The following is a 24,685-nucleotide window of genomic DNA, read 5'->3' as shown; positions in this document are numbered from 1 at the left end:
GCACTGTCGCGTTTAGCGGAGCCTTGAATTATGGCACTGTTTTCGAGCCATCGGCAAGCCACCAGAACTTTTTTTGTTCGCCCCTACTGCCGCGCCGTGCGCACGTTCTCGGGCAGGGCCTGCGGCCAGCTCGTGCGGAAGGGGTTGATATCCAGTCCCCCCCGACGGGTGTACCTCGCATACACGGCCAGCTTGTTGGGCTGGCAGCGGCGCCAGACGTCCGTGAAGATCCGCTCCGCGCACGGCTCGTGAAACTCGTTGTGATTGCGAAAGCTGACGATGTACGCCAGCAGGCCGGCCTGATCGATCGGCGGCCCGCTGTAGCGGATCTCCACGCTCCCCCAGTCCGGCTGGCCCGTGACGAGGCAATTGCTCTTCAAAAGACGGCTGGTCAAGGTTTCCGTCACGGGCGCCTGGGTCGTGTCGCTCGCCAGCAGTTCGGGCGCGGGCTGGTATTGGGAGCACTCGATGTCCAGTCGATCCAGGTCGAGGCCACTCAGCTCACGCACCTTCTCGTTCTCGAACGCCGCCGGCGGCACCAGCTTGACGCCGACGCTGCCCGTACGGCCGCTCCCGCGCCAGACCGCCTCGCTCAGGTCCGCGCGCAGGCGCTGCCGAACGGCATCCTGGTCCACGAAGACGCTGCTGTTGAAGCTGTTGAGATAGAGCTTGAATGACTTGCTCTCGATGATGTTGGGCGTCTCGCAAGGCACCGTGAAGTGCGCGATGGCGAGTTGCGGCTTGCCTCGGGGATTGAGCCAGCTCAGTTCGAAAGCCGTCCAGAGATCCGCGCCGAAGAACGGCAGCGCGCCTTCCCTGATGCCCATGGCTTCACGCTGCGTCGCGCGCGGGATCGGGAAGAGCAGGCTCGGGTCATATTGATCAGCGTAGGCGGAGGCGCGGCCCAGCTTCGACTGTTCGGGCGTGTTGTCGAGGCTCATGATCGGTTCTCGGCAGTCTGTAGAAAAGGAACGATGTGCTGCAGGAGGATTTCGATCACGGGCGGCGGCAGATCGTGCCCCATGCCAGGAATGCCGACGAAACGAGCCCCGGGAATGCGCCTTGCGGTGTCCCTGCCGCACGCGATCGGCACCAGCGGATCGACCTCGCCGTGCAGGACCAGGGCCGGGCTTTCGATGCGCGAGAGCAGGTCCGCACGCCCGCTGTCGGCGGTGATCGCGAGCATCTGCCGCACGACGCCGGCGGGCCGATACGCGCGTCGCAGCGCACGGGTGATGCGGTCCGCCTGCGTACGCTCGTCCCGCGCATAGGCGGGGCTCGATATCAGGCGGGAGAACTTGAGGCCGTGTTCGACCAACGCCGCCTCGGTCCTGCTGGCGGGCCGCCGCAGCAGCGCGGCGGCCACGTCCGCCCGCGGCCCCGGCAGATTGCGCGCGCCGCTCGAGCTCATGATGCTGACCAGGCTCGCCATCCTGCCGGGTGCGCCGGCTGCGAGGCGCTGCGCGATCATCCCGCCCATCGAAGCCCCGATCACATGGGCGCGTTCGACGCCCAGCGCGTCGAGCACGCCGAGCGCGTCATCGGCCATGTCCTGAAGCGAATAGGCCGAACGCACCGGCAGCCCCAGCCGCTGCCGGACGCTCTGCCAGACCACATTGCCGGTGCCGGCCTGGTCGAAGCCCTGGCTCAGTCCGATGTCGCGGTTGTCGTGCCGGATCACCCGGAATCCCGCATCGACCAGCGTCTGGACGAATTCCGCCGGCCATGCGATCAGCTGCATGCCGAGCCCCATGATGAGCAGGATCACAGGGCGGCCATGGGCGCCACTGTCCTCGACTTCGATCTGGATGCCATTTGCCGTGACTTGCATGCCGGGGCGCGCTCAGTCGGTCACTTGAATTCGCGCTCGCGCAGCCACTTGGTCGCGACCCACTTCTCACCTGCAAGGACCGGGGCGCCGCCGTGCAGGGTGCGCGTCGCCGGGTCCGGCCGCTCGTAACTGAAGAAGACGGCGGTGCCGCGTTTGGGCGCGACTTCGAGGCCGACGTCCGGGAAGGTCGTGCCGCCGCCCTGCTCAGGCTCGTGCAGATACATCACGAGCGTGCCGACGCGCTGCCCGCCCCGCCTCAGGATGATCGGCGTGCCGGGTTCGGCCGGATCGAAGTAGTCGTAGTGCGGCCGGTACTGCGCGCCCGGCGCATAGCGCAGGATCTGCAGCCCCTCGCCGAATTCGAGCGGCCATCGAAGAAGCGTGGCGATCCGCTTCTCAATTCGTGCGACCAACGGGTTTTCGCCGCGCTCGAAGAACATGCCGTCGCTGGTCCGGTCGACGTTGAGCGCCTCGCCGCCGGTCTGCGTCTCGACGGTCAGCGAGCGCGCGAGCCGCTGGCGTGCCGCCGAGATCAGTGCTTCGCACTCCTCGTCGGACAGCAGGTCCCCGAAAACGACGACGCGTGGATTGCGCATGGTCTGCAGCACGTGGACTCGGCGGTCGCCCGCGTCGATGTAGAGCGGCGAGTTCGAAAGATCGGGCCCGGGCATTGCCTTCGTCGACTCGGTGGCCCCCATGGCCTGCCGCTCGACCTCGGCCAGGGCGGCATCCGCGGCAGCGTCGTGCCAGCCGGCTGCCTGCATGGACGCGCGCAGGCTCGGCACCGAATGGCCGGCGGCCAGCTGGGTCGTGATCCACTCGCGAAGCTCTGCGCTGATGACTTGTCCGTGACTCATGATGCCCTCCGTCGAAACACCAACCGATCGGGCCTCGAGGCCGAAGCGTCGAAGCCATAACCCTCGAGGTCGAACTTCTCCAGTGCCTTGGGCGTCACGGCCTTGTGAAGGACCGCCCAGCGCGCCATGAGACCGCGTGCCCGCTTGGCGAAGAAGCTCACGATCTTGTAGCGGCCGGGATCGGCCGCACCCGCGCCGCCCTTCCACTCTTCGAACACGCACTCGACGACGCGCGCCTTGAGTGCGCTCCGGTCGACCGACTTGAAATATTCCTGCGAAGCGAGGTTGATGACAACCGGCGTCCGATCCGCGGCAAGCCGCTCGTTCAGGTAGCCGGAAATGCGATCGGCCCAGAAAGCGTAGAGATCCTTGCCGTGCCGGTTGCCGAGCTGGGTGCCCATTTCCAGCCGGTAGGGCTGCAGCAGATCGAGCGGCCGCAGCACGCCGTAAAGCCCGCTCAGGATGCAGACATGGTCCTGCGCCCACGAAAGCTGGCTCTCGGTCAGCGTCTTCGCGTCGAGTCCGCCGTAGACATCGCCATCGAACGCCAGCGCGGCCTGCTTGGCGTTCCTGCTGGTGGCCTTGGACGACCATGCCGCATAGCGTGCCACGTTGAGCGCCGAAAGCTTGTCCGACAGGTGCATCAATTCGCCGATCTGCTGGGGCGACTGTTCGCGCAGGATCCTGATGAGTTCGGAGGCCGGACCCCGGGGCCCTTCGAAGCGGGGCTGGGTGGCCAGCAGGGTGTCGGGGACGGGGGTTTCGAAATCGAGCGACTTGGCGGGCGAGAGCAGGAAAAGCATCGCGGGATTATCAGCGGCTCATCCATGGCCGCTCCCGGGCGCCGCCATCCGGGCGTCGAATAAAATCTCCTCACTTCCACCCACAAGCGGCATCCTGCGGGATGCCGTTCGTCTTTGTACCGCCATGAGTGAGACCCTGCCCCAACCCGGCCTCGAGAGCCTGTCCAAATCCTTCGAACCTGCCGCCATCGAAGCGCACTGGGAGCCCGAATGGGAGCGGCGCGGCTATGCGGCCGCCGGCTTCCGCGGCACGCAGAGGCCGAAGGAAGGCGCGCCCTCCTTCGCGATCCAGCTGCCGCCGCCGAACGTGACCGGCACGCTGCATATGGGGCATGCGTTCAACCAGACGATCATGGACAGCCTCACCCGCTATCACCGCATGGCGGGCGCGAACACGCTGTGGCTGCCGGGCACCGACCACGCCGGCATCGCGACGCAGATCGTCGTCGAGCGCCAGCTGCAGGAGCAGAAGGTCAGCCGCCACGACCTCGGCCGCAAGAACTTCGTCGCGCGCGTGTGGGAATGGAAGGAAAAGTCCGGTAACACCATCACCAACCAGATGCGCCGCATGGGCGACACGGTGGACTGGAGCCGCGAGTACTTCACCATGGACGAGAAGCTCTCGAAGGTCGTCACCCAGACCTTCGTGCAGCTCTACAACGAGGGACTCATCTACCGCGGCAAGCGGCTGGTCAATTGGGACCCGGTGCTCAAGACCGCGGTGAGCGACCTGGAAGTCGAGAGCGAGGAAGAAGATGGCTTCCTCTGGCACATCGCCTATCCGCTGGAAGACGGCTCGAGCTCGCTCACGGTGGCCACCACCCGTCCCGAAACGATGCTGGGCGACGTCGCGGTGATGGTTCATCCCGAGGATGAGCGCTACAGGCACCTGATCGGCCAGCGCGTGAAGCTGCCGCTGGTCGACCGCCTGATTCCCGTCATTGCCGACGACTACGTCGACAAGGAATTCGGCACCGGCGTCGTCAAGGTCACACCGGCCCACGATCACAACGACTATGCGGTCGGGCTGCGCCATGGTCTGCAGACCATCGGCGTGCTGACGCTCGATGCGGCCATCAACGACAACGCGCCCGAAAAATACCGGGGCCTCGACCGCTTCGTGGCACGCAAGGCGGTCGTTGCCGATCTCGAGGCACTGGGCCTGCTCGTCGAAACCAAGAAACACAAGCTCATGGTGCCGCGCTGCGCGCGCACCGGCGCCGTGGTCGAGCCGATGCTGACCGACCAGTGGTTCGTCGCGATGACCCGCCCCGACGCCAACGGCCAATCGATCGCGCAGAAGGCGATCGAGGCGGTGCGTTCCGGCGAGGTGCGCTTCGTCCCCGAGAACTGGGTCAACACCTACAACCACTGGATGGAGAACATCCAGGACTGGACGATCTCGCGCCAGCTCTGGTGGGGTCACCAGATTCCGGCCTGGTACGACGAAGAGGGCAAGGTCTACGTCGCGCACGACGAGGCCGAGGCCCAGGCGCAGGCGCCCGGCAAGAAGCTCAGGCGCGACGAGGACGTGCTCGACACCTGGTATTCGTCGGCGCTCGTCCCCTTCTCGTCGCTCGGCTGGCCCGAGAAGACCGAGGACCTCGACCTCTACCTGCCGTCCACGGTGCTGGTCACCGGCTACGACATCATCTTCTTCTGGGTCGCCCGAATGATCATGATGACCAAGCACTTCACGGGCAAGGTGCCCTTCAGGCATGTGTACATCCACGGCCTGGTGCGCGACTCGCACGGCAAGAAGATGAGCAAGTCCGAAGGGAACGTGCTCGATCCGGTCGACCTGATCGACGGCATCGCGCTGCCCGAGCTGCTCGACAAGCGAACGCAGGGCCTGCGCCGGCCGGAGACCGCGCCGACGGTGCGCAAGAACACGCAGAAGGAATTCCCGGACGGCATCCCGGCCTTCGGCGCCGATGCACTGCGCTTCACCTTCGCCTCGCTCGCGTCGCTGGGCCGCAGCATCAACTTCGATGCCAAGCGCTGCGAGGGCTACCGCAACTTCTGCAACAAGCTCTGGAACGCCACGCGCTTCGTGCTCATGAACTGCGAGGGCCACGACTGCGGCCTGCGCGAGCACACCAAGGAAGAGTGCGCGCCCGGCGGACCGGCCCACGGCTACCTGAGGTTCAGCCAGGCCGACCGCTGGATCGCGTCCCAGCTGCAGCGCGTCGAGGCCGAAGTCGAGAAGGGCTTCGAGGAGTACCGCCTCGACAACGTCGCCAACGCCATCTACCAGTTCGCCTGGGACGAGTTCTGCGACTGGTATCTGGAAATCGCCAAGGTCCAGATCCAGCAGGGCGACGACGCCCAGAAGCGCGCCACGCGCCGCACGCTGATCCGCACGCTCGAGGCCCTGCTGCGCCTGGCTCATCCGGTGATCCCGTTCATCACCGAAGCACTCTGGCAGAAGGTCGCGCCGGTGGCGGGCCGCGCCGGCGATTCGGTCATGACGGCCGCTTACCCCAAGAGCCAGCCCGAGAAGATCGACGAGGCGGCCGAGGCCCACGTCGCGCGCCTCAAGTCGCTGGTCGATGCCTGTCGCACCCTGCGCGGCGAGATGAATGTCTCGCCGGCCACGCGGCTGCCGCTCTATGCGGTGGCCGACGATGCGGCGAGCGCCGCGTTCCTGCGCGAGGCGGCACCCGTGCTGCAGGCGCTCGCCAAGCTCAAGGAAGTGAAGGTCTTCGACGACGAGGCCGCCTGGGCCGCAGCGGCCGAAGCCGCGCCCGTCGCGGTGGTCGGCAGCGCCCGCCTCTGCCTGCACATGGAAATCGACAAGGCCGCGGAAAAGGCACGCATCGGCAAGGAACTTGCTCGCATCGAGGCTGAGATCGCAAAGGTCAACGCTAAGCTCGGCAACGAGTCCTTCGTCGCGAAGGCGCCGGCGGCGGTGATCGAGCAGGAGCGCAAGCGGCTCAGCGACTTCAGTGCCACGCTCGAGCGCTTGCGGGATCAGCTTGTCCGCCTAGGCTGACAGACGTGTGGCACGGCGGTAAATAGTATGTGAGCATCCGGGGTGGGCGTCTGGGACGCCATCCCCTTCCTTCGATCCACGTCTTCGATTCACACGAAATTCACATGTCCAATTCCTCGACGCCCTCGACGCGCATTCGCAAGGCCGTGTTCCCCGTAGCCGGCTTTGGCACCCGCTTTCTGCCCGCCACCAAGGCGCAACCCAAGGAAATGCTTCCGGTGGTGGACAAGCCCCTGATCCAGTACGCGGTCGAGGAAGCGTACGCGGCAGGCATCCGCGACATGATCTTCGTGACGGGTCGCAACAAGCGGGCGATCGAGGACCACTACGACGCCGCCTACGAGCTCGAATCGCAGCTCGAAGCCAGCGGCAAGAAGGAACTGCTGGCGATCGCGCGTTCGGTCATGCCCGACGACATGACCTGCTCCTACGTACGCCAGCCGCGCATGCTGGGCCTCGGTCACGCCGTGCTGTGCGCCGAGCACCTCGTCGGCAACGAAGCTTTTGCAGTCCTGCTCGCCGACGACCTGATGGTCGGTCCGCCGGGCGGCGAACCGGTGCTGGCGCAGATGACCCGCGCCTTCGAAAAGCTCGGCGGATCGCTGCTCGCCGTGCAGGAAGTTCCGCTGGAACACGTCAAGCGCTACGGCATCGTGGCCGGCGACGTGATCGAGGAAGGCCTGGTCAAGGTCAACCGCATGGTCGAAAAGCCGAAGCCGGAAGATGCACCTTCCCGGCTGGGCGTCGCCGGCCGCTACATCCTGACGCCGGCCGTGTTCAGCCACATCCGCAACCAGCCCAAGGGCGCGGGCGGCGAGATCCAGCTCACCGACGGCATCGCCGCGCTGATGGCCAAGGAGGCGGTCTACGCCTACTCCTACGCGGGCACGCGCTACGACTGCGGCAGCAAGGAAGGCTTCCTGCAAGCCTCGGTCGAACTGGCGCTGGCGCACCCTGAAGTGGGCGCCTCGTTCCGCGAGTACCTGAAGAGCCTGGAGCTCTGAGCTTCGTTCGGCTGCTGCGCCGTTCGTTCAGCGGCGGCGCAGCACGTGGATGAACTCGTCGCCGACCGTCTGCTGTTCGACGAGGTCGTTGCCGGTCTGCCGGGCAAACGCCTGGAAATCCCGCACCGAACCCGGGTCGGTGGCCACCACCCTCAGCAACTCGCCGCTCTGCATCTCATTGAGCGCCTTCTTGGCCTTGAGAATGGGCAGCGGGCAGTTGAGCCCGCGCGTGTCGATTTCCTTATTCACTTGCATCTGATTTCCTCCTTCGCGCGGCTCAACTGGCGAGCCCGCGTCGACGCTCCTCGTTCTCGGCGTCGGTGAAAAAGCGCGGCTCGTGGCCGCGCGTGCGGAGCCAGTCGGCCAGCGCATAGCCGGTTCCGGCGGGCCAGCACTTCAGGTCGGGCAGGTCGTAAAGGCGATAGTCCACCAGCTCCGGCGACAGCGACACTTCGCCATCGGCCACCACGTGGTAGGCGATGATGACCTGGTTCATGCGCTGGAAGTCGTAGACGCCCACGAGATTCACCTCGCTCACGTCGAGGTTCGTCTCTTCCTTGACCTCGCGCGAGATGCCTTCCTGCGGCGTCTCGCCGGCCTCCATGAAGCCGGTGATCAGCGCAAACATCTTGGCCGGCCAGGCCGCGTTGCGGGCGAGCAGCACCTGCCCCCCGTATTCGACGATCGCGGCCAGTACCGGCGTGGGGTTGTTCCAGTGCGTCCAGTCGCAGGCGGGGCAGCGCAGACGGGACTTGGGGCCTCCATCCTCCAGCGCTTCGATTTGCGCCAGCGGCGTGGCGCACGAGGGGCAGAAGCGGGGATCGTTCATGGCGGCTCAGGCAGGGAAGACGCCGGTCGACAGATAGCGGTCGCCCCGGTCGCAGACGACGAAGACGATGGTCGCGTTCTCGACCGTCCTGGCGATCTCGAGCGCCACCCAGAGTGCGCCCGCGGCCGAGATGCCGCCGAAGATGCCCTCTTCCCGCGCAAGGCGGCGGCACATTTCCTCGGCGCTGTCCTGGCTCACATTGACCACCTGGTCGACATGGCTCGGGTCGTAGATCTTTGGCAGGTATTCCTGCGGCCACTTGCGAATGCCCGGGATGCGCGAGCCTTCATCGGGCTGCGCGCCAACGATCCGCACGGCCGGGTTCTTTTCCTTCAGGAAGCGCGAGACGCCCGTGATGGTGCCGGTGGTCCCCATCGCGCTCACGAAGTGGGTGATGCGGCCTCGCGTGTCGGCCCAGATCTCGGGGCCGGTCGTCTCGTAGTGGATGCGCGGGTTGTCCGGGTTGGCGAACTGGTCGAGCACGCGCCCCTTGCCCTGCTGCATCATCTGCTCGGCGAGATCGCGCGCGTACTCCATGCCGCCGCTCTTCGGCGTCAGCAGCAGCTCGGCGCCGAAGGCCTTCATGGTCTGCGCCCGCTCGACGGACAGGTCCTCCGGCATGATGAGCACCATGCGGTAGCCCTTGATGGCGGCCGCCATCGCGAGGGCAATGCCAGTGTTGCCCGAGGTCGCCTCGATCAGCGTGTCGCCGGGCTTGATTTCGCCGCGCTCCTCGGCGCGCTTGATCATCGACAGCGCGGGCCGGTCCTTGACCGAGCCGGCCGGATTGTTGCCTTCGAGCTTGCCAAGGATCACGTTGCCGCGCTTCGCATTCGCTTCTGCGTCGATGCGCTGCAGAGCAACGAGCGGCGTCTTGCCGATCGCGTCTTCAATCGTTGGATATTGCATGGGGGGTCACTGTGCCATAATTTCTGGCTTTCCTCCTTCCCGCCCGGGTGGTGAAATTGGTAGACGCAGGGGACTCAAAATCCCCCGCCGCAAGGCGTGCCGGTTCGATTCCGGCCCCGGGCACCAGCGCTCTTCAGCGGTGGTTCGAGGCATCTGGCGCGAGCCCTGCTTCGACGGTCGGATAGCGCAGCCGGATGCGCAGTTCACGCTTGAGCCGCGCGTTGTCGAGCCGGCGCGATTCACCCATGAAGCTCAAGAGCGAAAGCGGAAGGTGCGCCTTGGCATCTTCGCGCGCGATGCGCGGCGGCGGCGGCATCCCGTACAGCCTGGCAGCCAATTCGACGTAGTCGCCCATCTTGATCTCGCTGTCGTCGCTCGCATGAAACACGCGCTGCGGACCGCCGCGCCACAAGGCGAAGACGCAGGCCCGGGCGAGATCGTCGGCATGGATGTGGTTGGTGTAGACGTCGTCTTCCGCACGCAGCACCGGCGTGCCGCGCTGGAGCCGCTCGCGGGGCGTGCCGCCTTCGCGGTCGGGCGCGTAGATGCCCGGGATGCGCAGGATGCGGACCGACACCCCGGCGCGGCCGAGCCACCGCACGCTGCGTTCCGCGTCGACGCGCCGATGCGCGCGCGGCGTCTCGGGCCGCACGGCGCGCGTCTCCGTGACCCGGGCACCGCCGCAATCGCCGTAGACGCCGCTGGTGGAGCCGTAGACGAACGACGAAGGCATCGTCCTCAGGCGCAGCACCCGAACGAGCGCGAGCGTGCGCGCATCGCGCCACCATTCGCCGCCTTCGACGCGCGGCGGTGGCGCGAGATGCAGCACGCGGGTCGCGATGCCTGAAAGACGCTTCAACGAGGTCGGATCATCGAGATCCGCGACAATCGGCCTCACGCCCGCCTGTCGCAGCGCAGGCACGCGTGGCGGCGACGAGGTCGATGCGAGCACGCTGACACGCCCACCCAGCAGACCGACCACCCGCAGGCCGACATCTCCGCATCCCACGACGAGCACGCGCTCGCGACGGAAGCGCGAGGGCTTCGCGCCGAGAGGACTGTTGATTGAGGGCAAAATTCATCTCCCTTCGAGTAGCGTTAAAGAATAACCATGACCAGCACGGCCCCGAACGAATCGGGCTTTCACATCACTGTGGAACCAAGCGGACGCCACTTCCAAGCGTATTCGGACGAAACCATTCTCGCGGCCGGCATCCGCCAGGGCATCGGTCTTCCGTACGGCTGCAAGGACGGCGCCTGCGGTTCTTGCAAGTGCAAGAAGCTCTCGGGCACGGTCACGATGAAATTGCACCAGAGCAAGGCCCTCTCCGCGGACGAGGAACTGGCCGGCTACGTCCTCACCTGCTGCGCGACCGCCGAGAGCGACGTGGTGCTCGAATCGCGCCAGGTCACCGAAGCGGGCGCCTTCCCGATCCGCAAGATGCCGGTGCGCGTGGCCGCCATCACGAAGATGTCGCACGACGTCGTGATGCTTCGCCTGCAACTGCCGGCAGGCGAGCCGCTGCAATTCCATGCGGGCCAGTACATCGAATTCATCCTGCGCGACGGCACGCGGCGCAGCTATTCGATGGCCAACGCGCCGCACACGCTGCAGGAGCCGGGCACCGGCATCGAACTGCACATCCGCCATCTGCCCGGCGGCAAGTTCACCGACCACGTGTTCGGCACGATGAAGGAAAAGGAAATCCTCCGCGTCGAAGGCCCCTACGGCAGCTTCTTCCTGCGCGAGGAATCGGCCAAGCCGCTCGTCTTCCTTGCCTCGGGCACCGGCTTCGCGCCGATCAAGGCGGTCATCGAGCACATGAAGCTCAAGGGGATCACGCGCCCGACCAGCCTGTACTGGGGCGGCCGCCGCCCGGAGGATCTCTACATGGACGAGTGGGTGCGCGCGCAACTCGCCGAGCTGCCGAATCTTCGCTATGTGCCCGTGATCTCGAACGCGGTGCCGGAGGACAACTGGAACGGTCGCACCGGCTTCGTCCACCTCGCGGTGATGGAGGACTTCGACGATCTGTCGGGCCATCAGGTGTATGCCTGCGGCGCGCCGGTGGTCGTCGACTCCGCCCGGCACGACTACGTGTCGATGCGCGGCCTGCCCGAGGAGGAATTCTTCGCCGACGCCTTCACGACGGAAGCGGACAAGGCCATCCCCTGAACCTCGAGAAGACACCAACGCACAACCGAGACACATGAACGCCAGAAGACATTTCCTCGCCGCGCTGGCCGCCACCACGGCAGTCATCGCCGCGCCCCACACCATCGCCCAGAACCGTCCGATCCGCCTCGTCGTCCCCTATGCGGCAGGCGGCCCGATCGACGTCACCGCGCGCGCTCTCGCCGAAGGCGTGAAGGACTCGCTCGGGACGGTGATCATCGACAACAAGCCCGGCGCCGGCGGCAACATCGGCGCGGACATGGTCGCCAAGGCGCCGCCGGACGGCCTCACGATCGGCATCGCCGCGACCGCCACGAACGCGGTCAACCCCTGGCTCTACGCCAAGATGCCGTTCAACGCCGCAACCGACTTCGTGCCGATCACGCAGATGGTCCGCGTGCCCAACGTGCTGGTGATGAACGCGGACACGGCTAAGCGGCTCCACATCGACAACCTGCGCGACCTGATCGCCTACGCCAAGGCGAATCCCGGCAAGCTCAACTACGGCAGCGGCGGCAACGGCAGCGCCGGGCACCTGGCCGGCGAGATGTTCAAGAAGGAAGCGGGCATCTTCGCGGTGCACATTCCGTACAACGGCGGCAATCCGGCGCAGCTCGCGCTGTTGTCGGGCCAGGTCGACTTCAATTTCGACAACCTCGCCACCGCCGCGCCCAACATCCGTTCAGGCAAGCTGAAGGCCATCGCCGTCACCACCAACGAGCGCAGCAGCGCGCTGCCCGACGTTCCGCCGGTCGCCGCGACGCTGAAGGGTTTCTCGATCGACACCTGGTGGGGCCTGGTCGCGCCGGCGGGCACGCCGCCGGACGTGGTGGCCAAGCTCAATCGGGCCTTCGTGGCGGCGCTCAAGACGCCGGAGACGAAGACCCGTTTCGCTTCGTTGCTCGCCGAGCCCGTCGCCAGCTCGCCCGAGCAGTTCGGCGCGTTCATGAAGAGCGAACTCGCCAAGTACGAAAAGGTGGTGAAGGCGACAGGCGCCCAGGTCGACTGACGACCAGCCCCTGGAAGGGGGTTGGCGGCTACGCGAAGCGAGCAAGCCTGGGGGTCATTCCCCCAGGTACGCCGCCCGCACCTTCGGGTCGCTCAGCATCACCTTGGCATCGCCGCTCATCGTGATCAGCCCCGACTCCATCACGTAGCCGCGATCGGCCAGTTGCAGCGCGCGGCTGGCATTCTGCTCCACCAGCAGCACGGTGACGCCCTGGTCGTAGACCTGCTTCACCACCTCGAAGATCTTGTCGACCATGATCGGCGACAGGCCCATCGAGGGCTCGTCGAGCAGCAGCACCTTGGGCCGTGCCATCAGCGCGCGACCCATCGCAAGCATCTGCTGCTCGCCGCCGGACATGGTGCCGGCGAGCTGCGTGGCACGCTCCTTGAGGCGCGGGAAGGTCGCGAAGACGCGCTCGATGTCGCGCGCGATCTCGGCCTTGTCGTTGCGGATGTAGGCACCGATCTGCAGGTTCTCGGTGATCGACATGCGCGCGAACACGCCACGGCCTTCGGGCACCATCACGAGCCCCTGGCCCACCAGGTCCCATGCGCCCCGGCCTTTGATACTCTTGCCCAGGAACTCGATGTCGCCACCGAGGAACGGCAGCGTGCCGGTGATCGCCTTCATGGTCGTGGTCTTGCCCGCGCCGTTGGAGCCGATCAGCGAGACCAGCTCGCCTTCGCGGACCTCGAAGTCCACGCCCTTCACGGCCTGGATGCCGCCATAGGCGACCTTCAGGCCGCTGATCTTCAAAAGGGTTTGCGCCATCTCAATGTCCTCCGGTGCCGAGGTAGGCCTCGATCACCTTTTCGTTCTTCTGCACGTCCGCGGGCGTTCCCTCGGCGATCTGTTTTCCGTAGTCGAGCACCGTGACCCGGTCGCACAGGCCCATCACGAGCTTCACGTCGTGCTCGATCAGCAGGATGGTGCGATCGTCCTTGCGGATGCGGTCGATGAGCTGGCGCAGCTGCACCTTCTCGGTGGCGTTCATGCCGGCCGCCGGCTCGTCGAGTGCGATGAGCTGCGGATCGGTGGCCAGCGCGCGGGCGATCTCCAGCCGCCGCTGGTCGCCGTAGCTCAAGGTGCGCGCCTTGTAGTCGGCGAACTTGCCGATGCCCACGTAGTCGAGCAGTTCGTGCGCGCGCTTGGCGATCGCAGCCTCCTCGGCCTTGAAACCGCCGGTGCGGAAGATCGCACCGAACAGGCCCGAGTGGGTGCGGATGTGGCGGCCCACCATGACGTTCTCGAGCGCGGTCATCTCCGCGAACAGGCGGATGTTCTGGAAGGTGCGCGCGATGCCGGCCTTGGCGACCTCATGCACCGCGGTCGGCTGGTAGGGTTTGCCGGCCAGCTCGAAGGTGCCGCCGTCGGGCGTGTAGAGGCCGGTGATGACGTTGAAGAAAGTGGTCTTGCCCGCGCCGTTGGGGCCAATCAGTCCGTAGACCTGGCCGCGCATGATTTTCATGCCCACGTCGGACAGCGCCTGCAGCCCGCCGAAGCGCTTCGAAATACCTTGGACGTTGAGGACGGTGTCTGTCATGTTCTCTCTCCCATCCCTCACGGATTGATCGACATCGGACGCGAAGCGATACCCGGCACTTCGTCGGCCGGTTCTTCCACGCCCGGCGCAGCGGCCGGCATGCCCGAAGCGGGCGCCGTGCCCTTGCGCGCCAGCGACTTGCCGTGCTCGGGCGAGGGCCACAGGCCGCGCGGACGCACCAGCATGATGATGATCATCGCCAGCGCGACGAAGAGCTGGCGCAGGATGGAGGCATCGAGCCGGCCGCCGGTCATCGCCTGCAGCGGGGCCGCGACGTAGCGCAGCACCTCGGGCAGTGCCGACAGCAGCACCGCGCCCAGAATCACGCCCGGCAGATGCCCGATGCCGCCCAGCACGACCATCGCGACGATCATCACGGACTCCGAGAGGGCGAAGGACTCGGGCGACACGAAGCCCTGGAAGGCCGCGAACATCGAACCCGACACGCCGCCGAAGCTCGCACCCATGCCGAAGGCCAGCAGCTTCATGTTGCGCGTGTTGATGCCCATCGCCTTGGCGGCGATCTCGTCTTCGCGGATCGCCATCCAGGCGCGTCCGATGCGCGAGACCTGCAGGCGGTGCGAAATCAGGATGGTGATGAGCACCAGCGCCAGGAACAGGTAGTAGTAGAGCGTGACGGAGGAGATCGTGAAGCCGTTGAACTTCAAGGCCTTGCCGAGGTTCAGGCCCCAGAAATGGATAGGCTCGATGCCCGTGATGCCCTTCGGGCCGTTCGTGATGTTGAAAGGCTGATCCAGGTTGTTCAGGAACACGCGGATGATCTCGCCGAAGCCGAGGGTCACGATCGCGAGGTAGTCGCCGCGCAGCTTCAGCGTCGGCGCACCGAGCAGCACGCCGAACGTCGCAGCAAGACCCAAGCCCAGCGGTATGACGATCAGCAGCGAGCTGTGCAGCCCGTTCGGGAACATGGCCTTGAAGGCCGGGAATGTCTCGCTCAGGTGCGGCGATTCCAGGAGCGCGTACATGTAGGCACCGATGGCGAAGAAGGCCACGTAGCCGAGGTCGAGCAGGCCGGCGTAGCCGACCACGATGTTCAGGCCCAGCGCCAGCAGCACGTAGAGCAGCGCGACGTCGGCGATGCGCACCCAGGCGTTGCCCTGGGACTGCAGCAGCAGCGGCAGCACGAGCAGGCCGATCGCTGCGATGACGATGATGAGGAGTTTCTTGCCTTGTTGCATGGCCGTCTCCTCAGGCGCGATCCGCCACACGCTCGCCGAGCAGACCGGACGGCCGCAGCGTGAGCATGATGATCAGGACGATGAACGCGATGATGTCGCTGTACTGGCTGCCCAGCACATCGCCGGTGAGGGTGCCCAGATAGCCCGACCCGATGGCCTCGATCACCCCGAGCAGGATGCCGCCGACCACCGCCCCCGCGAGGTTGCCGATGCCGCCGAACACCGCGGCCGTGAAGGCCTTGAGGCCGGGAATGAAGCCCATCGCGTGCTGCGCGATGCCGTAGTTGGAGGCATACATGACGCCGGCGATCGCCGCCAGCACCGCGCCGATGATGAAGGTGGCCGAGATGACCATGTCGGGGCGGATCCCCATGAGCGCCGCGACGCGCGGGTTCTCGGCGGTAGCCCGCATCGCGCGGCCGAGCCTGGTGTAGTTGACCAGCCAGGTCAGGATCGCCAGGCAGATCGCGGTCACGCTCAGGATCATGACCTGCGTCGGCGAGATCACCGCGCCGCCCAGGTGAATCGGCGTGGTGGGGAGCAGGTTGGGATAGGCCTTGTACGTCGGCTTCCAGATGATCATCGCGAGCGTCTGCAGCAGGATCGAGACGCCGATGGCCGTGATCAGCGGCGCCAGCTTGGGGCTGTTGCGCAGCGGCCGGTAGGCCACCTTCTCGATCACGAAGTTGAGCGCGGCGGCCACCACGCACGCGATGATGAGCGCCAGCAGCAGGATCAGCCAGCCCGGGGTGCCCGGCATCGACTGCTGCATGAGACCGATGACGCTCCAGCTGGTCAGCGCTCCGACCATGAGCACTTCACCGTGGGCGAAATTGATGAGGTTGATAATGCCGTACACCATCGTATAGCCCAAGGCTATCAAGGCGTACATGCTGCCCAGAACCAGACCGTTGATGATCTGTTGCAGCAAGATGTCCATAGCGAGATTCCCTTTTTTGTGTCGACACCCTTGAGAGGTGCCTTCAGCCGACCCGGCGTACCGGATTGACGCCTGGTTTCACTTAGCAAAAAACCCGCCAGCATGTGTCGACGGCGGGTTTTTTGTGGGCGGAATTTTAGACACGGCTCCCTGACATTTCGGCCGTTGTCGGACCGGGGTTTTCCCGCTGGCGCAAAAACTCAGGCGCGCGGGGGCACAAGTCGCTCACCTTACGCGCAAATGCGTATCAGCGCGCACCTTCGTTGCGCCTGCGCAGTTCGCGAACCTTCTCGGCGATCCTGATTTCGAGGCCCCGCTCCACCGGCCTGTAGAAGGGCGGCGGATCGATCCCGTCGGGCATGTAGCGCTCGCCGGCCGCGAAGCCGCCCTCCTCGTCGTGGGCGTAGCGATAACCCTTGCCGTAGTCGAGTTGCTTCATCAGGCGCGTCGGTGCGTTGCGCAGGTGCATCGGCACGGGGCGCGTTCCGTCCGACTTGATGAAGGCCTTCACCTCGTTGTAGGCCTTGTAGACCGCGTTGGATTTCGGCGCGATCGCAAGGTAGACCACGCACTCGGCCAGTGCGAGTTCGCCTTCCGGCGAGCCGAGGCGCTCGTAGACCTCGGCGGCGTCGAGCGCGAGGCGCAGCGCCCGCGGGTCGGCCAGCCCGATGTCCTCGCTCGCCATGCGCACCAGCCGCCGCGCCATGTAGCGCGGATCGGCACCGCCATCGAGCATGCGCACGAACCAATAGAGCGCGGCATCCGGATCGCTGCCGCGCACCGACTTGTGCAGCGCGGAGATGGTGTCGTAGAACTGGTCGCCGCCCTTGTCGTAGCGGCGCATCCGCTCGCCGAGGACGCGCAGAAGCCATTCGTCGCTGATGTGGTCGAGCGACTCCGCACCGGCCGCGATCGAAAGCGTCTCGAGCGTGTTGAGCAGGCGCCTCGCATCGCCGTCGGCGTAGGCGATGAGCCGCTCGATCGCCTTGGCCTCGATCGCGGGCACCGCCTGGATCGCCTGCGCGCGGCTCACGATCTGCTTCAGGTCGTCTTCGCTCAGGGGTTGGAGCACATAGACGGCCGCACGCGACAGCAAGGCGGAGTTGACCTCGAACGACGGGTTCTCCGTCGTCGCGCCGATGAAGGTGAAGAGGCCCGACTCCACATGCGGCAGAAACGCATCCTGCTGGCTCTTGTTGAATCGATGCACCTCGTCGACGAACACGATGGTGCGGCGCTGCTCGAGTCCGTCGCGCGCCACGAGCGCACGATCGACCGCATCGCGGATGTCCTTCACCCCGCCCAGCACGGCGCTGATGCTGAGGAACTGCGCGTCGAACGCATCCGCCATGAGCCGCGCGATGGTCGTCTTGCCGACGCCGGGCGGCCCCCAGAGAATGCACGAGTGCGGCTGACCGGACTCGAAGGCGATGCGCAACGGCATGCCGGGCCCGAGCAGATGCTGCTGACCGATGACCTCGCCGAGGTTCCTGGGGCGAAGCCGCTCGGCGAGCGGTTGATGCGCGGAAGTAGCCATCAAAGGGATGAAGACCGCCTATTGGCGGACCACATCGGCGCCCGGTGGCGGCTTGAACTGGAAGGTGTTCGCGGGAAGAGAAGGATTCACCTCGACCCGGCCGAACTTCAGCACCGACTTCTGGCCGAAGCTGTCGAGAATCTCGAGCGCCGCGAGCGAGTCGCCCTGAAAGCCGATCTGCACGCTCTGGAGCTGGCCATCCTTGCTCTTCGGTGTCGCCTTGACCCACTGCAAGCCGTCGCGCTCGGGTGCGGACTCGAGCGCGAAATCGGCCTGCAGGGCCTTCAGGTCGGGCGCGGACGCGATCAGCGCGGCCGGCGTCGACCCGAGCGCCTGCGCCTGCTTGCGCTGCGTGACCTGGTTCAGGTCGGCGTCGAAGAGCCAGAGGGTTTCGCCATCGGCGACGATGTTCTGCACGAACGGCTTCTTGTAGTCGAAGCGGAATCTGCCGGGCCGCTGGAATTCGAAGGTGCCGGTCGACACCTTGTCGCGCGCGGTCTGACCTTCCTTCGGCGGGGAGGTCACGGTCTGCGTGAACTCGGCCCGCCCCGACCGGGCGTTCTTCACGAAGGCCTCGAGGCTTTCCATGCCACCGGCCGATGCGCTCGCCACGAGCGCCGCGAGCCCGAGGCCCGCGATCAGTTTCTTCAACGACATCTCTGCTCTCCCTGGAAGCGCGCCGGACTCACTCGGTTCGGGCCGGCACCAGGATCTCCCGCTGGCCGCTGCCGCTCATCGCGCTCACGAGGCCGGCCTGTTCCATTTCCTCGACCAGCCGCGCAGCGCGGTTGTAGCCGATCTTCAGGTGGCGCTGCACCAGCGAGATGCTGGCCTTGCGGTTCTTGAGCACGACTTCGACCGCCTGGTCGTACATCGGGTCCTTCTCGCCGCCTTCGCCGCCGCCCTCGCCCAGCAGGTCGCCGTCGCCATCGACCGTGCCGCCTTCGAGCACGCCCTCGATGTAGTCCGGCTCCCCCTGCGACTTGAGGTAGGCGACGACGCGGTGCACCTCGTCGTCGCTCACGAACGCGCCGTGGACGCGCACCGGCAGCCCGGTGCCGCTCGGCATGTAGAGCATGTCGCCCATGCCGAGCAGCGCCTCGGCGCCCATCTGGTCGAGGATGGTGCGCGAATCGATCTTGCTCGACACCTGGAACGCGATGCGGGTCGGGATGTTGGCCTTGATGAGGCCGGTGATCACGTCCACGCTCGGGCGCTGCGTCGCGAGGATCAGGTGGATGCCGGCCGCGCGCGCCTTCTGCGCCAGGCGGGCGATCAGCTCCTCGATCTTCTTGCCGACGACCATCATCAGGTCGGCCAGCTCGTCGATGACGACCACGATGTGCGGCTCGCGCGCCAGTGGCTCCGGGCTGTCCGGCGTGAGGCTGAACGGGTTGTAGATGAACTCCTCGCGCGCCTTCGCCTCGTCGATCTTGGCGTTGTAGCCCGCGAGGTTGCGCACGCCGAGCTTGCTCATGAGCTTGTAGCGGCGCTCCATCTCGGCCACGCACCAGTTGAGGCCGTGCGCCGCCTGCCGCATGTCGGTGACCACGGGCGCGAGCAGGTGCGGGATGCCTTCGTAGACCGACATTTCGAGCATCTTCGGGTCGATCATCAGCAGGCGGACATCGCGCGCCTCGGCCTTGTAGAGCAGGCTCAGGATCATCGCGTTGATCCCCACCGACTTGCCGGAGCCGGTGGTGCCGGCCACCAGCACGTGCGGCATCTTCGCCAGGTCGGCGACCACCGGATTGCCCACGATGTCCTTGCCGAGCCCCATCGTCAGCAGCGACTTGCCTTCGTTGTAGATCTGCGAGCCGAGGATCTCGCTCAGGCGGATCGATTGGCGCTTGGCGTTCGGCAGCTCGAGCGCCATGTAGTTCTTGCCGGGGATCGTCTCCACGACGCGGATCGACACCAGCGACAGCGAGCGCGCGAGGTCCTTCGCCAGGTTCACGATCTGCGCGCCCTTGACACCGGTGGCCGGCTCGATCTCGTAGCGGGTGATCACCGGTCCCGGCGACGCGAGCACGACGCGGACCTCGACACCGAAGTCCTTCAGCTTCTTCTCGATCAGCCGCGAAGTCATCTCGAGCGTATCGGCCGAGACGGTCTCCTGGCGCGACTGCGCAGCGTCGAGCAGATCGATCTGCGGCAGCTTGCTGTCGGGCAGTTCGCGAAACAGCGGCTTCTGGCGCTCCTTGGCGACGCGGTCGCTCTTGGGCACTTCCACCATGGCGGGCTCGATCTGCACCGGCGGCGACGGCGCGCGCCGCTTGGGACGCGGCACCGCCCGCAATTCTTCGTCGGGAGCGTCGGGCTCCGGGCTTGCGTCGAAGGCCGTCACCTCTTCACGCTCGCGCACGGCCTGCTTGCCCATCGCGATGTCCTGGGCGATTTCGCGCCGCTCGCGCCGCATCTCGAACAGCGAGTACAGCCGGGCACCGATGCGCTCGGCGATCTGCCCCCAGGAAAACCGGAACACGAGCGCCGAACCGATCACACCGCCGGCGATCGCGATCAGGGCCGAGCCCGTGAACCCCATCCACTTGACGCTCGCCGGCCCGACGAAATAGCCCAGGATGCCGCCACCGTGCCCCGGCAGGCGGAATTCGAGGCGATAGAGCCGCGACCATTCCAGGACGGCGCTGGCGCACAGGAGCAGGATCAGGCCGAACCAGAAGGCGAGGCGACTGCGGTTGAACCGGCCGCGCGGCGGCTCCTCGGTATGCGCCTGCCCACCGGCGCGCATCCAGTTGGCCAGCGAAGACAGCCAGACACGCAGGCCCGCGGCGAGGCACCACCAGACCGAGTAGCCGGCGAGGAAGTAGCTCGCGTCCGCGAGCCACGCCCCGATGCGTCCGCCCCAGTTCTTCACCTCGCCGCCGGTCCCGGACGTCGACCAGGCGGCGTCCGAAGGCGTGAAGCTCAGCATCGAGAGGAGCCAGAACAACAGTGCGACGAAGCCCGCGATCAACGTGATCTCGTGCGCGAAGCGCAACGCACGCGCCCGGACCGGTTGTCCCTCGGCCGACGACGATTGAAGGGTGTTGAGCGAATAAGTCATGAAAGGCAAAGCGACCCGTCCGGGGCAACGGACCGGTGGCTTGAGGAAACTACAACGAAACCCATCGCGGCCAGGTTGTCACGGCCGACGAAGCACAGGGCCGGTGCGCCGCGGCGCGGCCGGCAAGAAGATTAGGCCAGCGATGAAAGCCGTTCCTTGATGATCATCGAGCCGTCGGACTGAGTCTGCACGAATCCGCGCTCTTCGAGGTCCTTCATGACGCGGCTGACCATTTCGCGCGATGCGCCGACCATTTTCGCCAGGTCCTGGCGCGAGATCTTGTCGCGCACCTTCAGGTTGCCGGCGCCGTCGTCGACCGCGAACTCCAGCAGCGAGCGGGCGACGCGGCCATAGACGTCCATGAGCGCCAGCGATTCGATCTTCCGGTCGGCGTGGCGCAGGCGCGTCACCAGGCCGCGCATGATGTTGTACGACATCGAAGAGCTTTCGGGCAGGCAGCGCGCGAAGGCTTCGCGGCCGAGCATCAGCACGTCAGTCTGGATTTCGGTGCGGACGGTGGCCGAATGCGGCTCATCGTCGATCATGCTCATCTCGCCGATGTAGTCGCCCGGATGAAGCGTCGCCAGGATGACCTCGCGGCCGCGGGTGTCCGTGCTCATGACACGGGCACGACCGGTCAGGATGATGTAGAGGGCGTCCGACTTCTTGCCCTGCTCGACCACGACCTCGGCGCGCTTGAAGCGCTTCTTGACGATCGCATCGGCAATGCTCGCCGACTGCGTGGGCGTCAGCGCCGAGAAAAGCGGCACGCGGCGGAGCAATTCAAGATTGGACAGCATCGACATTCATCAATCCCCGGATTCCGCGCGATTCGAACCCCATGGATTAATACAATCGCGCGCATTGAAAACAGCCCCCGCCCGGTCTTGAACCGAACGGTGATACTCCATACCTATCACCCTTGAAAATGTACACGCTGACGCAGCGTCAATCCTAGGTTTTCTACACATGTCAACGCCACGCCACGCCAAGGTTCTCATTCTCGGCTCCGGCCCCGCCGGTTATACCGCTGCAGTCTACGCGGCCCGAGCCAATCTCCAGCCCCTGCTCATTACCGGAATTGCACAGGGTGGCCAGCTCATGACGACCACCGACGTCGACAACTGGCCAGCCGATGTTCATGGCGTGCAGGGCCCCGATCTCATGCAGCGTTTTCTGGAGCACGCCGAGCGCTTCAAGACCGAGATCGTCTTCGATCACATCAACAAGGTCGACCTCGGCAAGGGCCCCTTCACCCTGACCGGCGACAGCGGCACCTACACCTGCGATGCGCTCATCATCGCGACGGGTGCCTCGGCCAAGTACCTCGGGATCGAATCGGAACAGCACTTCATGGGGCGCGGCGTGTCGGCGTGCGCGACCTGCGACGGCTTCTTCTATCGCGACCAGGAAGTCTGCGTGATCGGCGGCGGCAACACCGCGGTCGAGGAAGCGCTCTACTTGTCCAACATCGCCAGGAAGGTGACTCTGGTGCACCGCCGCGACAAGTTCCGCGCCGAGCCGATCCTCGTCGACAAGCTCAATGAAAAGGTCGCCGAAGGCAAGATCGAGCTCAAGCTGCACAGCACGCTCGATCAAGTGCTGGGCGATGACTCCGGCGTCACCGGTATCCGGATCAAGAACATCCAGACGAACGAAACGGAACAACTCGACCTGAAGGGCTGCTTCGTCGCGATCGGCCATCACCCGAACACCGACATCTTCCAGGGGCAACTGGAGATGAAGGACGGCTATATCGTCACGCGAACCGGCCTGCAGGGCTTCGCCACCATGACCAGCATCCCGGGCGTGTTTGCCGCCGGGGATGTGCAGGATCACGTCTATCGCCAGGCCATCACGAGCGCAGGCACGGGCTGCATGGCTGCTCTGGACTCGCAGCGCTTTCTGGAACAGGACTAGCCTTCACGGCCGGCCCGGCGTCGGAGTGCTTCCGGCTCGGGCTCGCTAGCGCTATAATGCTTGGCTTTGCTGAATTTGCCGGCTCCCGGCCAGGAGCTCCGGCAGAAAGCGGCAACTCCGGGATACCGCCACCCGACACTGGCGAGGTCAAGCTGCAAACCACCCCGCAACCCTCGTTGCATCAGGTGCCAGCTGTTCAAGAAAGAGTGTCCTCATGGCACGCGTATGTGAAGTTACGGGCAAGGGCCCGATGGTCGGGAACAACGTTTCCCATGCCAACAACAAAACCAAGCGCCGGTTCCTGCCGAACCTGCAATACCGTCGTTTCTGGGTCGAATCCGAAAACCGTTGGGTTCGCCTGCGCGTTTCGAGCGCTGCCCTGCGCCTGATCGACAAGAACGGCATCGACGCCGTGCTCGCAGACCTGCGTGCGCGCGGCCAAGCCTAAGGAGCTGAATCATGGCAACGAGCAAAGGCGGACGCGAAAAGATCAAGCTGGAATCCACCGCGGGTACCGGCCACTTCTACACGACGAGCAAGAACAAGAAGACGATGCCTGAAAAGATGTCGATCATGAAGTTCGACCCCAAGGCACGCAAGCACGTCGAATACAAGGAAATCAAGCTGAAGTAATTCAGCCCCTTCCTTGCCAAAGAACCCGCTGCAACCCAGCGGGTTTCTTTTTTGACAGGTACAAAAAAGCCGGCTCGATGAGCCGGCTTTTTGCTTTGGGATGGAGACCGTCAGGCGCGCGCGGCACGCAGGCGCGTCGAGAACTCGCGCAGGCCGGCAATGCCGCTCGCTTCGGCGCGGTGGCACCAGCCCGCGAGATCCGCCGCGAGTTGTTCGCGCGACTGCGAAGTGTTGAGCCACAACTGGCGCAGCTCTTCGCGCATCGTCACCATCTTGTCGAGCACCGGGTGCGCGGCACGCGCCTGGACCAACTGGGTCCGTGCAGCTGCGGGCACCTTGTCGTCGTCGCGATGAAGCCAGCGCTTGGCCGCCTTGAGCGCGGAGAGGTCGGCCCCCTTCGCCTTGAGCAAGGCCAGCTCGCCCTTCGTGGTGCGGCGCATCTCGCGCGCGAAGTTCGCCATGACTTCGTAGCGGTTGGCGATGACGGCTTCGAGCGTCTTCGCGTCGGCCACGGGCTGGACATCGCCGATCTGCATCTTCGGCGGCACTTTCTTGACCTTGGCCCAGCCGATCTTCTGCATCAGGCTGATATAGATCCAGCCGATATCGAATTCGTACTTCTTGACCGAGAACTTGGCCGAAGTCGGATAGGTGTGATGGTTGTTGTGCAGCTCTTCGCCGCCGATGATGATGCCCCAGGGAATCAGGTTGGTGCTGGCATCGGCGGCTTCGAAGTTGCGATAGCCCCAGTAGTGGCCGATACCGTTGACCACACCGGCCGCCCAGAACGGAATCCAGAGCATCTGGACCGCCCAGACCGTGAGGCCGAGGGCGCCGAACAGCGCAACATTGAGGATCAGCATCAGGCCCACGCCCTGCCAGCTGTAACGCGAGTACAGGTTGCGCTCGACCCAGTCGTCAGGCGTGCCGTGGCCGAAACGGTCCATCGTGTCCTTGTTCTTGGCTTCCTTGCGGTACAGCTCCGCGCCGCGCCACAGGACTTCGTCGATGCCCTTGACTTGCGGGCTGTGCGGGTCTTCTTCGGTTTCGCACTTGGCGTGGTGCTTGCGGTGGATGGCCACCCACTGCTTGGTCACCATGCCGGTGCCGATCCACAGCCAGAAGCGGAAGAAGTGCGACGGGATGGGGCCGAGATCCAGGGCCCGGTGCGCCTGCGCCCGGTGCAGGAAGATCGTGACCGCCGCGATCGTGATGTGCGTGGTGGCGAGCGTGTACAGCACGATCTGCCACCAGGTGAGATCCCACAAGCCGTTTCCGAGCCAATCGATGGCCGCGCTCAGGACGGCAGAGTCAGGAAGCAACATTGAATTCGGTACTCCATGGCCACACGAAGGTGCAGCCTTCAGGTAACCCGCGATTTTAAAGGCTCACCCCCTTGAACGGGGGCTAAATCCTTGATGCGCCGCAAGTTT

Annotated in this window: 24 protein-coding genes and 1 tRNA gene; 8 read left to right on the top strand and 17 right to left on the bottom strand. The window is 65.6% G+C overall.

The window, feature by feature from the left end; translation table 11 throughout:
* Positions 1-83: 83 nt before the first annotated feature.
* From queF to yaaA, 4 genes are read right to left on the bottom strand one after another with little or no spacing between them, the layout of a single operon-like run.
* Positions 84-941, bottom strand: a complete 858-nt coding sequence (gene queF, locus VAR608DRAFT_RS18755) for an NADPH-dependent 7-cyano-7-deazaguanine reductase QueF (protein WP_088955422.1) — start codon at positions 939-941, stop codon at positions 84-86.
* The gene (locus VAR608DRAFT_RS18750; RefSeq protein WP_088955421.1) at positions 938-1,831 is read right to left on the bottom strand and encodes an alpha/beta fold hydrolase; all 894 of its coding nucleotides are present in this window, start codon (positions 1,829-1,831) and stop codon (positions 938-940) included. The genes queF and VAR608DRAFT_RS18750 overlap by 4 nt, the downstream gene beginning before the upstream one ends.
* A 20-nt stretch (positions 1,832-1,851) precedes the next feature.
* On the bottom strand, positions 1,852-2,688 hold the full coding sequence (locus VAR608DRAFT_RS18745; RefSeq protein WP_088955420.1) for a 2OG-Fe(II) oxygenase: 837 nt from the start codon (positions 2,686-2,688) through the stop codon (positions 1,852-1,854).
* Positions 2,685-3,491: a peroxide stress protein YaaA gene (yaaA, locus tag VAR608DRAFT_RS18740; protein WP_088955419.1), complete on the bottom strand. Its 807-nt coding sequence runs from the start codon at positions 3,489-3,491 to the stop codon at positions 2,685-2,687. The genes VAR608DRAFT_RS18745 and yaaA overlap by 4 nt, the downstream gene beginning before the upstream one ends.
* Positions 3,492-3,615: 124 nt before the next feature.
* Here yaaA and VAR608DRAFT_RS18735 point away from each other — a divergent pair, with 124 nt between their 5' ends.
* Both VAR608DRAFT_RS18735 and galU read left to right on the top strand, forming a co-directional pair.
* On the top strand, positions 3,616-6,486 hold the full coding sequence (locus tag VAR608DRAFT_RS18735) for a valine--tRNA ligase (protein ID WP_088955418.1): 2,871 nt from the start codon (positions 3,616-3,618) through the stop codon (positions 6,484-6,486).
* A gap of 104 nt (positions 6,487-6,590) precedes the next feature.
* Entirely contained in the window at positions 6,591-7,490 is a 900-nt protein-coding gene (galU, locus tag VAR608DRAFT_RS18730; protein ID WP_088955417.1) for a UTP--glucose-1-phosphate uridylyltransferase GalU, read from the top strand.
* Positions 7,491-7,517: 27 nt separating this feature from the next.
* Here galU and VAR608DRAFT_RS18725 read toward each other — a convergent pair whose 3' ends face one another.
* From VAR608DRAFT_RS18725 to cysM, 3 genes are read right to left on the bottom strand one after another with little or no spacing between them, the layout of a single operon-like run.
* Entirely contained in the window at positions 7,518-7,745 is a 228-nt protein-coding gene (locus tag VAR608DRAFT_RS18725) for a sulfurtransferase TusA family protein (RefSeq protein WP_088955416.1), read from the bottom strand.
* Between the two features lie 22 nt (positions 7,746-7,767).
* Positions 7,768-8,319, bottom strand: a complete 552-nt coding sequence (locus VAR608DRAFT_RS18720; protein WP_088955415.1) for an NUDIX hydrolase — start codon at positions 8,317-8,319, stop codon at positions 7,768-7,770.
* Positions 8,320-8,325: 6 nt separating this feature from the next.
* Positions 8,326-9,228: a cysteine synthase CysM gene (gene cysM, locus VAR608DRAFT_RS18715; protein WP_088955414.1), complete on the bottom strand. Its 903-nt coding sequence runs from the start codon at positions 9,226-9,228 to the stop codon at positions 8,326-8,328.
* A gap of 41 nt (positions 9,229-9,269) precedes the next feature.
* On the opposite strand from cysM, the gene VAR608DRAFT_RS18710 reads away from it, so the two are divergent.
* Positions 9,270-9,354: transfer RNA gene (locus tag VAR608DRAFT_RS18710), tRNA-Leu, on the top strand.
* Positions 9,355-9,361: 7 nt separating this feature from the next.
* On the opposite strand, the gene VAR608DRAFT_RS18705 is transcribed toward VAR608DRAFT_RS18710, so the two are convergent.
* Positions 9,362-10,303, bottom strand: a complete 942-nt coding sequence (locus tag VAR608DRAFT_RS18705; protein WP_088955413.1) for an SDR family oxidoreductase — start codon at positions 10,301-10,303, stop codon at positions 9,362-9,364.
* A 36-nt stretch (positions 10,304-10,339) separates the two neighbouring features.
* Here VAR608DRAFT_RS18705 and VAR608DRAFT_RS18700 point away from each other — a divergent pair, with 36 nt between their 5' ends.
* Positions 10,340-11,404, top strand: a complete 1,065-nt coding sequence (locus tag VAR608DRAFT_RS18700) for a CDP-6-deoxy-delta-3,4-glucoseen reductase (protein WP_088955412.1) — start codon at positions 10,340-10,342, stop codon at positions 11,402-11,404.
* 34 nt (positions 11,405-11,438) lie between these two features.
* Positions 11,439-12,413 (top strand): Bug family tripartite tricarboxylate transporter substrate binding protein, encoded by a 975-nt coding sequence (locus tag VAR608DRAFT_RS18695; RefSeq protein WP_088955411.1) that lies wholly within the window; start codon positions 11,439-11,441, stop codon positions 12,411-12,413.
* Between the two features lie 54 nt (positions 12,414-12,467).
* Here VAR608DRAFT_RS18695 and VAR608DRAFT_RS18690 read toward each other — a convergent pair whose 3' ends face one another.
* The 8 genes from VAR608DRAFT_RS18690 to VAR608DRAFT_RS18655 all read right to left on the bottom strand — a co-directional run bounded on the left by VAR608DRAFT_RS18690 (position 12,468) and on the right by VAR608DRAFT_RS18655 (position 21,505).
* The gene (locus tag VAR608DRAFT_RS18690; protein WP_088955410.1) at positions 12,468-13,184 is read right to left on the bottom strand and encodes an ABC transporter ATP-binding protein; all 717 of its coding nucleotides are present in this window, start codon (positions 13,182-13,184) and stop codon (positions 12,468-12,470) included.
* A gap of 1 nt (position 13,185) precedes the next feature.
* A complete protein-coding gene (locus VAR608DRAFT_RS18685) occupies positions 13,186-13,956 on the bottom strand; it encodes an ABC transporter ATP-binding protein (protein ID WP_088955409.1) in 771 nt (256 codons plus the stop codon).
* 17 nt (positions 13,957-13,973) lie between these two features.
* Positions 13,974-15,155, bottom strand: coding sequence for a branched-chain amino acid ABC transporter permease (locus tag VAR608DRAFT_RS18680; RefSeq protein WP_088955408.1), 1,182 nt, complete (start codon positions 15,153-15,155; stop codon positions 13,974-13,976).
* A gap of 10 nt (positions 15,156-15,165) precedes the next feature.
* On the bottom strand, positions 15,166-16,095 hold the full coding sequence (locus tag VAR608DRAFT_RS18675) for a branched-chain amino acid ABC transporter permease (RefSeq protein ID WP_088955407.1): 930 nt from the start codon (positions 16,093-16,095) through the stop codon (positions 15,166-15,168).
* A gap of 247 nt (positions 16,096-16,342) precedes the next feature.
* Positions 16,343-17,632, bottom strand: coding sequence for a replication-associated recombination protein A (locus tag VAR608DRAFT_RS18670; RefSeq protein ID WP_088955406.1), 1,290 nt, complete (start codon positions 17,630-17,632; stop codon positions 16,343-16,345).
* Positions 17,633-17,650: 18 nt separating this feature from the next.
* Positions 17,651-18,289, bottom strand: a complete 639-nt coding sequence (lolA, locus tag VAR608DRAFT_RS18665) for an outer membrane lipoprotein chaperone LolA (protein ID WP_088955405.1) — start codon at positions 18,287-18,289, stop codon at positions 17,651-17,653.
* A 28-nt stretch (positions 18,290-18,317) separates the two neighbouring features.
* Positions 18,318-20,699 carry a DNA translocase FtsK gene (locus VAR608DRAFT_RS18660; RefSeq protein ID WP_088958859.1) on the bottom strand — a complete coding sequence of 794 codons (2,382 nt, stop codon included), beginning with the start codon at positions 20,697-20,699 and terminating at the stop codon, positions 18,318-18,320.
* Between the two features lie 131 nt (positions 20,700-20,830).
* Positions 20,831-21,505, bottom strand: coding sequence for a Crp/Fnr family transcriptional regulator (locus VAR608DRAFT_RS18655; RefSeq protein WP_088955404.1), 675 nt, complete (start codon positions 21,503-21,505; stop codon positions 20,831-20,833).
* A gap of 163 nt (positions 21,506-21,668) precedes the next feature.
* Between VAR608DRAFT_RS18655 and trxB the strand changes: the two genes are divergently transcribed.
* The 3 genes from trxB (at position 21,669) to rpmG (ending at position 23,252) form a co-directional block, all read left to right on the top strand.
* Positions 21,669-22,619, top strand: a complete 951-nt coding sequence (gene trxB / locus VAR608DRAFT_RS18650; protein ID WP_088955403.1) for a thioredoxin-disulfide reductase — start codon at positions 21,669-21,671, stop codon at positions 22,617-22,619.
* A 214-nt stretch (positions 22,620-22,833) separates the two neighbouring features.
* Entirely contained in the window at positions 22,834-23,067 is a 234-nt protein-coding gene (rpmB, locus tag VAR608DRAFT_RS18645; protein ID WP_088955402.1) for a 50S ribosomal protein L28, read from the top strand.
* A gap of 11 nt (positions 23,068-23,078) precedes the next feature.
* Positions 23,079-23,252 (top strand): 50S ribosomal protein L33, encoded by a 174-nt coding sequence (rpmG, locus tag VAR608DRAFT_RS18640; protein WP_007830291.1) that lies wholly within the window; start codon positions 23,079-23,081, stop codon positions 23,250-23,252.
* 110 nt (positions 23,253-23,362) lie between these two features.
* Here the strand turns inward: rpmG and VAR608DRAFT_RS18635 are convergent, their stop codons facing one another.
* Positions 23,363-24,577: a DesA family fatty acid desaturase gene (locus VAR608DRAFT_RS18635; RefSeq protein ID WP_088955401.1), complete on the bottom strand. Its 1,215-nt coding sequence runs from the start codon at positions 24,575-24,577 to the stop codon at positions 23,363-23,365.
* Between the last annotated feature and the right edge of the window lie 108 nt (positions 24,578-24,685).

This window comes from Variovorax sp. HW608 (assembly GCF_900090195.1).
Classification (GTDB): domain Bacteria; phylum Pseudomonadota; class Gammaproteobacteria; order Burkholderiales; family Burkholderiaceae_C; genus Variovorax.
Note: the sequence above shows the minus strand (reverse complement) of the source record. Positions and strands in the feature narration are given on the sequence as shown.

Coding starts and splice junctions, on each gene's coding strand:
- VAR608DRAFT_RS18655 (WP_088955404.1), bottom strand. CDS start 21,505: ATGTCGATGCTGTCCAATCTTGAATTGCTCCGCCGCGTGCCGCTTTTC.
- rpmG (WP_007830291.1), top strand. CDS start 23,079: ATGGCAACGAGCAAAGGCGGACGCGAAAAGATCAAGCTGGAATCCACC.
- VAR608DRAFT_RS18675 (WP_088955407.1), bottom strand. CDS start 16,095: ATGGACATCTTGCTGCAACAGATCATCAACGGTCTGGTTCTGGGCAGC.
- cysM (WP_088955414.1), bottom strand. CDS start 9,228: ATGCAATATCCAACGATTGAAGACGCGATCGGCAAGACGCCGCTCGTT.
- VAR608DRAFT_RS18680 (WP_088955408.1), bottom strand. CDS start 15,155: ATGCAACAAGGCAAGAAACTCCTCATCATCGTCATCGCAGCGATCGGC.
- VAR608DRAFT_RS18635 (WP_088955401.1), bottom strand. CDS start 24,577: ATGTTGCTTCCTGACTCTGCCGTCCTGAGCGCGGCCATCGATTGGCTC.
- VAR608DRAFT_RS18695 (WP_088955411.1), top strand. CDS start 11,439: ATGAACGCCAGAAGACATTTCCTCGCCGCGCTGGCCGCCACCACGGCA.
- queF (WP_088955422.1), bottom strand. CDS start 941: ATGAGCCTCGACAACACGCCCGAACAGTCGAAGCTGGGCCGCGCCTCC.
- VAR608DRAFT_RS18690 (WP_088955410.1), bottom strand. CDS start 13,184: ATGGCGCAAACCCTTTTGAAGATCAGCGGCCTGAAGGTCGCCTATGGC.
- VAR608DRAFT_RS18735 (WP_088955418.1), top strand. CDS start 3,616: ATGAGTGAGACCCTGCCCCAACCCGGCCTCGAGAGCCTGTCCAAATCC.
- VAR608DRAFT_RS18685 (WP_088955409.1), bottom strand. CDS start 13,956: ATGACAGACACCGTCCTCAACGTCCAAGGTATTTCGAAGCGCTTCGGC.
- trxB (WP_088955403.1), top strand. CDS start 21,669: ATGTCAACGCCACGCCACGCCAAGGTTCTCATTCTCGGCTCCGGCCCC.
- VAR608DRAFT_RS18670 (WP_088955406.1), bottom strand. CDS start 17,632: ATGGCTACTTCCGCGCATCAACCGCTCGCCGAGCGGCTTCGCCCCAGG.
- rpmB (WP_088955402.1), top strand. CDS start 22,834: ATGGCACGCGTATGTGAAGTTACGGGCAAGGGCCCGATGGTCGGGAAC.
- VAR608DRAFT_RS18750 (WP_088955421.1), bottom strand. CDS start 1,831: ATGCAAGTCACGGCAAATGGCATCCAGATCGAAGTCGAGGACAGTGGC.
- lolA (WP_088955405.1), bottom strand. CDS start 18,289: ATGTCGTTGAAGAAACTGATCGCGGGCCTCGGGCTCGCGGCGCTCGTG.
- galU (WP_088955417.1), top strand. CDS start 6,591: ATGTCCAATTCCTCGACGCCCTCGACGCGCATTCGCAAGGCCGTGTTC.
- yaaA (WP_088955419.1), bottom strand. CDS start 3,491: ATGCTTTTCCTGCTCTCGCCCGCCAAGTCGCTCGATTTCGAAACCCCC.
- VAR608DRAFT_RS18720 (WP_088955415.1), bottom strand. CDS start 8,319: ATGAACGATCCCCGCTTCTGCCCCTCGTGCGCCACGCCGCTGGCGCAA.
- VAR608DRAFT_RS18745 (WP_088955420.1), bottom strand. CDS start 2,688: ATGAGTCACGGACAAGTCATCAGCGCAGAGCTTCGCGAGTGGATCACG.
- VAR608DRAFT_RS18700 (WP_088955412.1), top strand. CDS start 10,340: ATGACCAGCACGGCCCCGAACGAATCGGGCTTTCACATCACTGTGGAA.
- VAR608DRAFT_RS18725 (WP_088955416.1), bottom strand. CDS start 7,745: ATGCAAGTGAATAAGGAAATCGACACGCGCGGGCTCAACTGCCCGCTG.
- VAR608DRAFT_RS18660 (WP_088958859.1), bottom strand. CDS start 20,699: ATGACTTATTCGCTCAACACCCTTCAATCGTCGTCGGCCGAGGGACAA.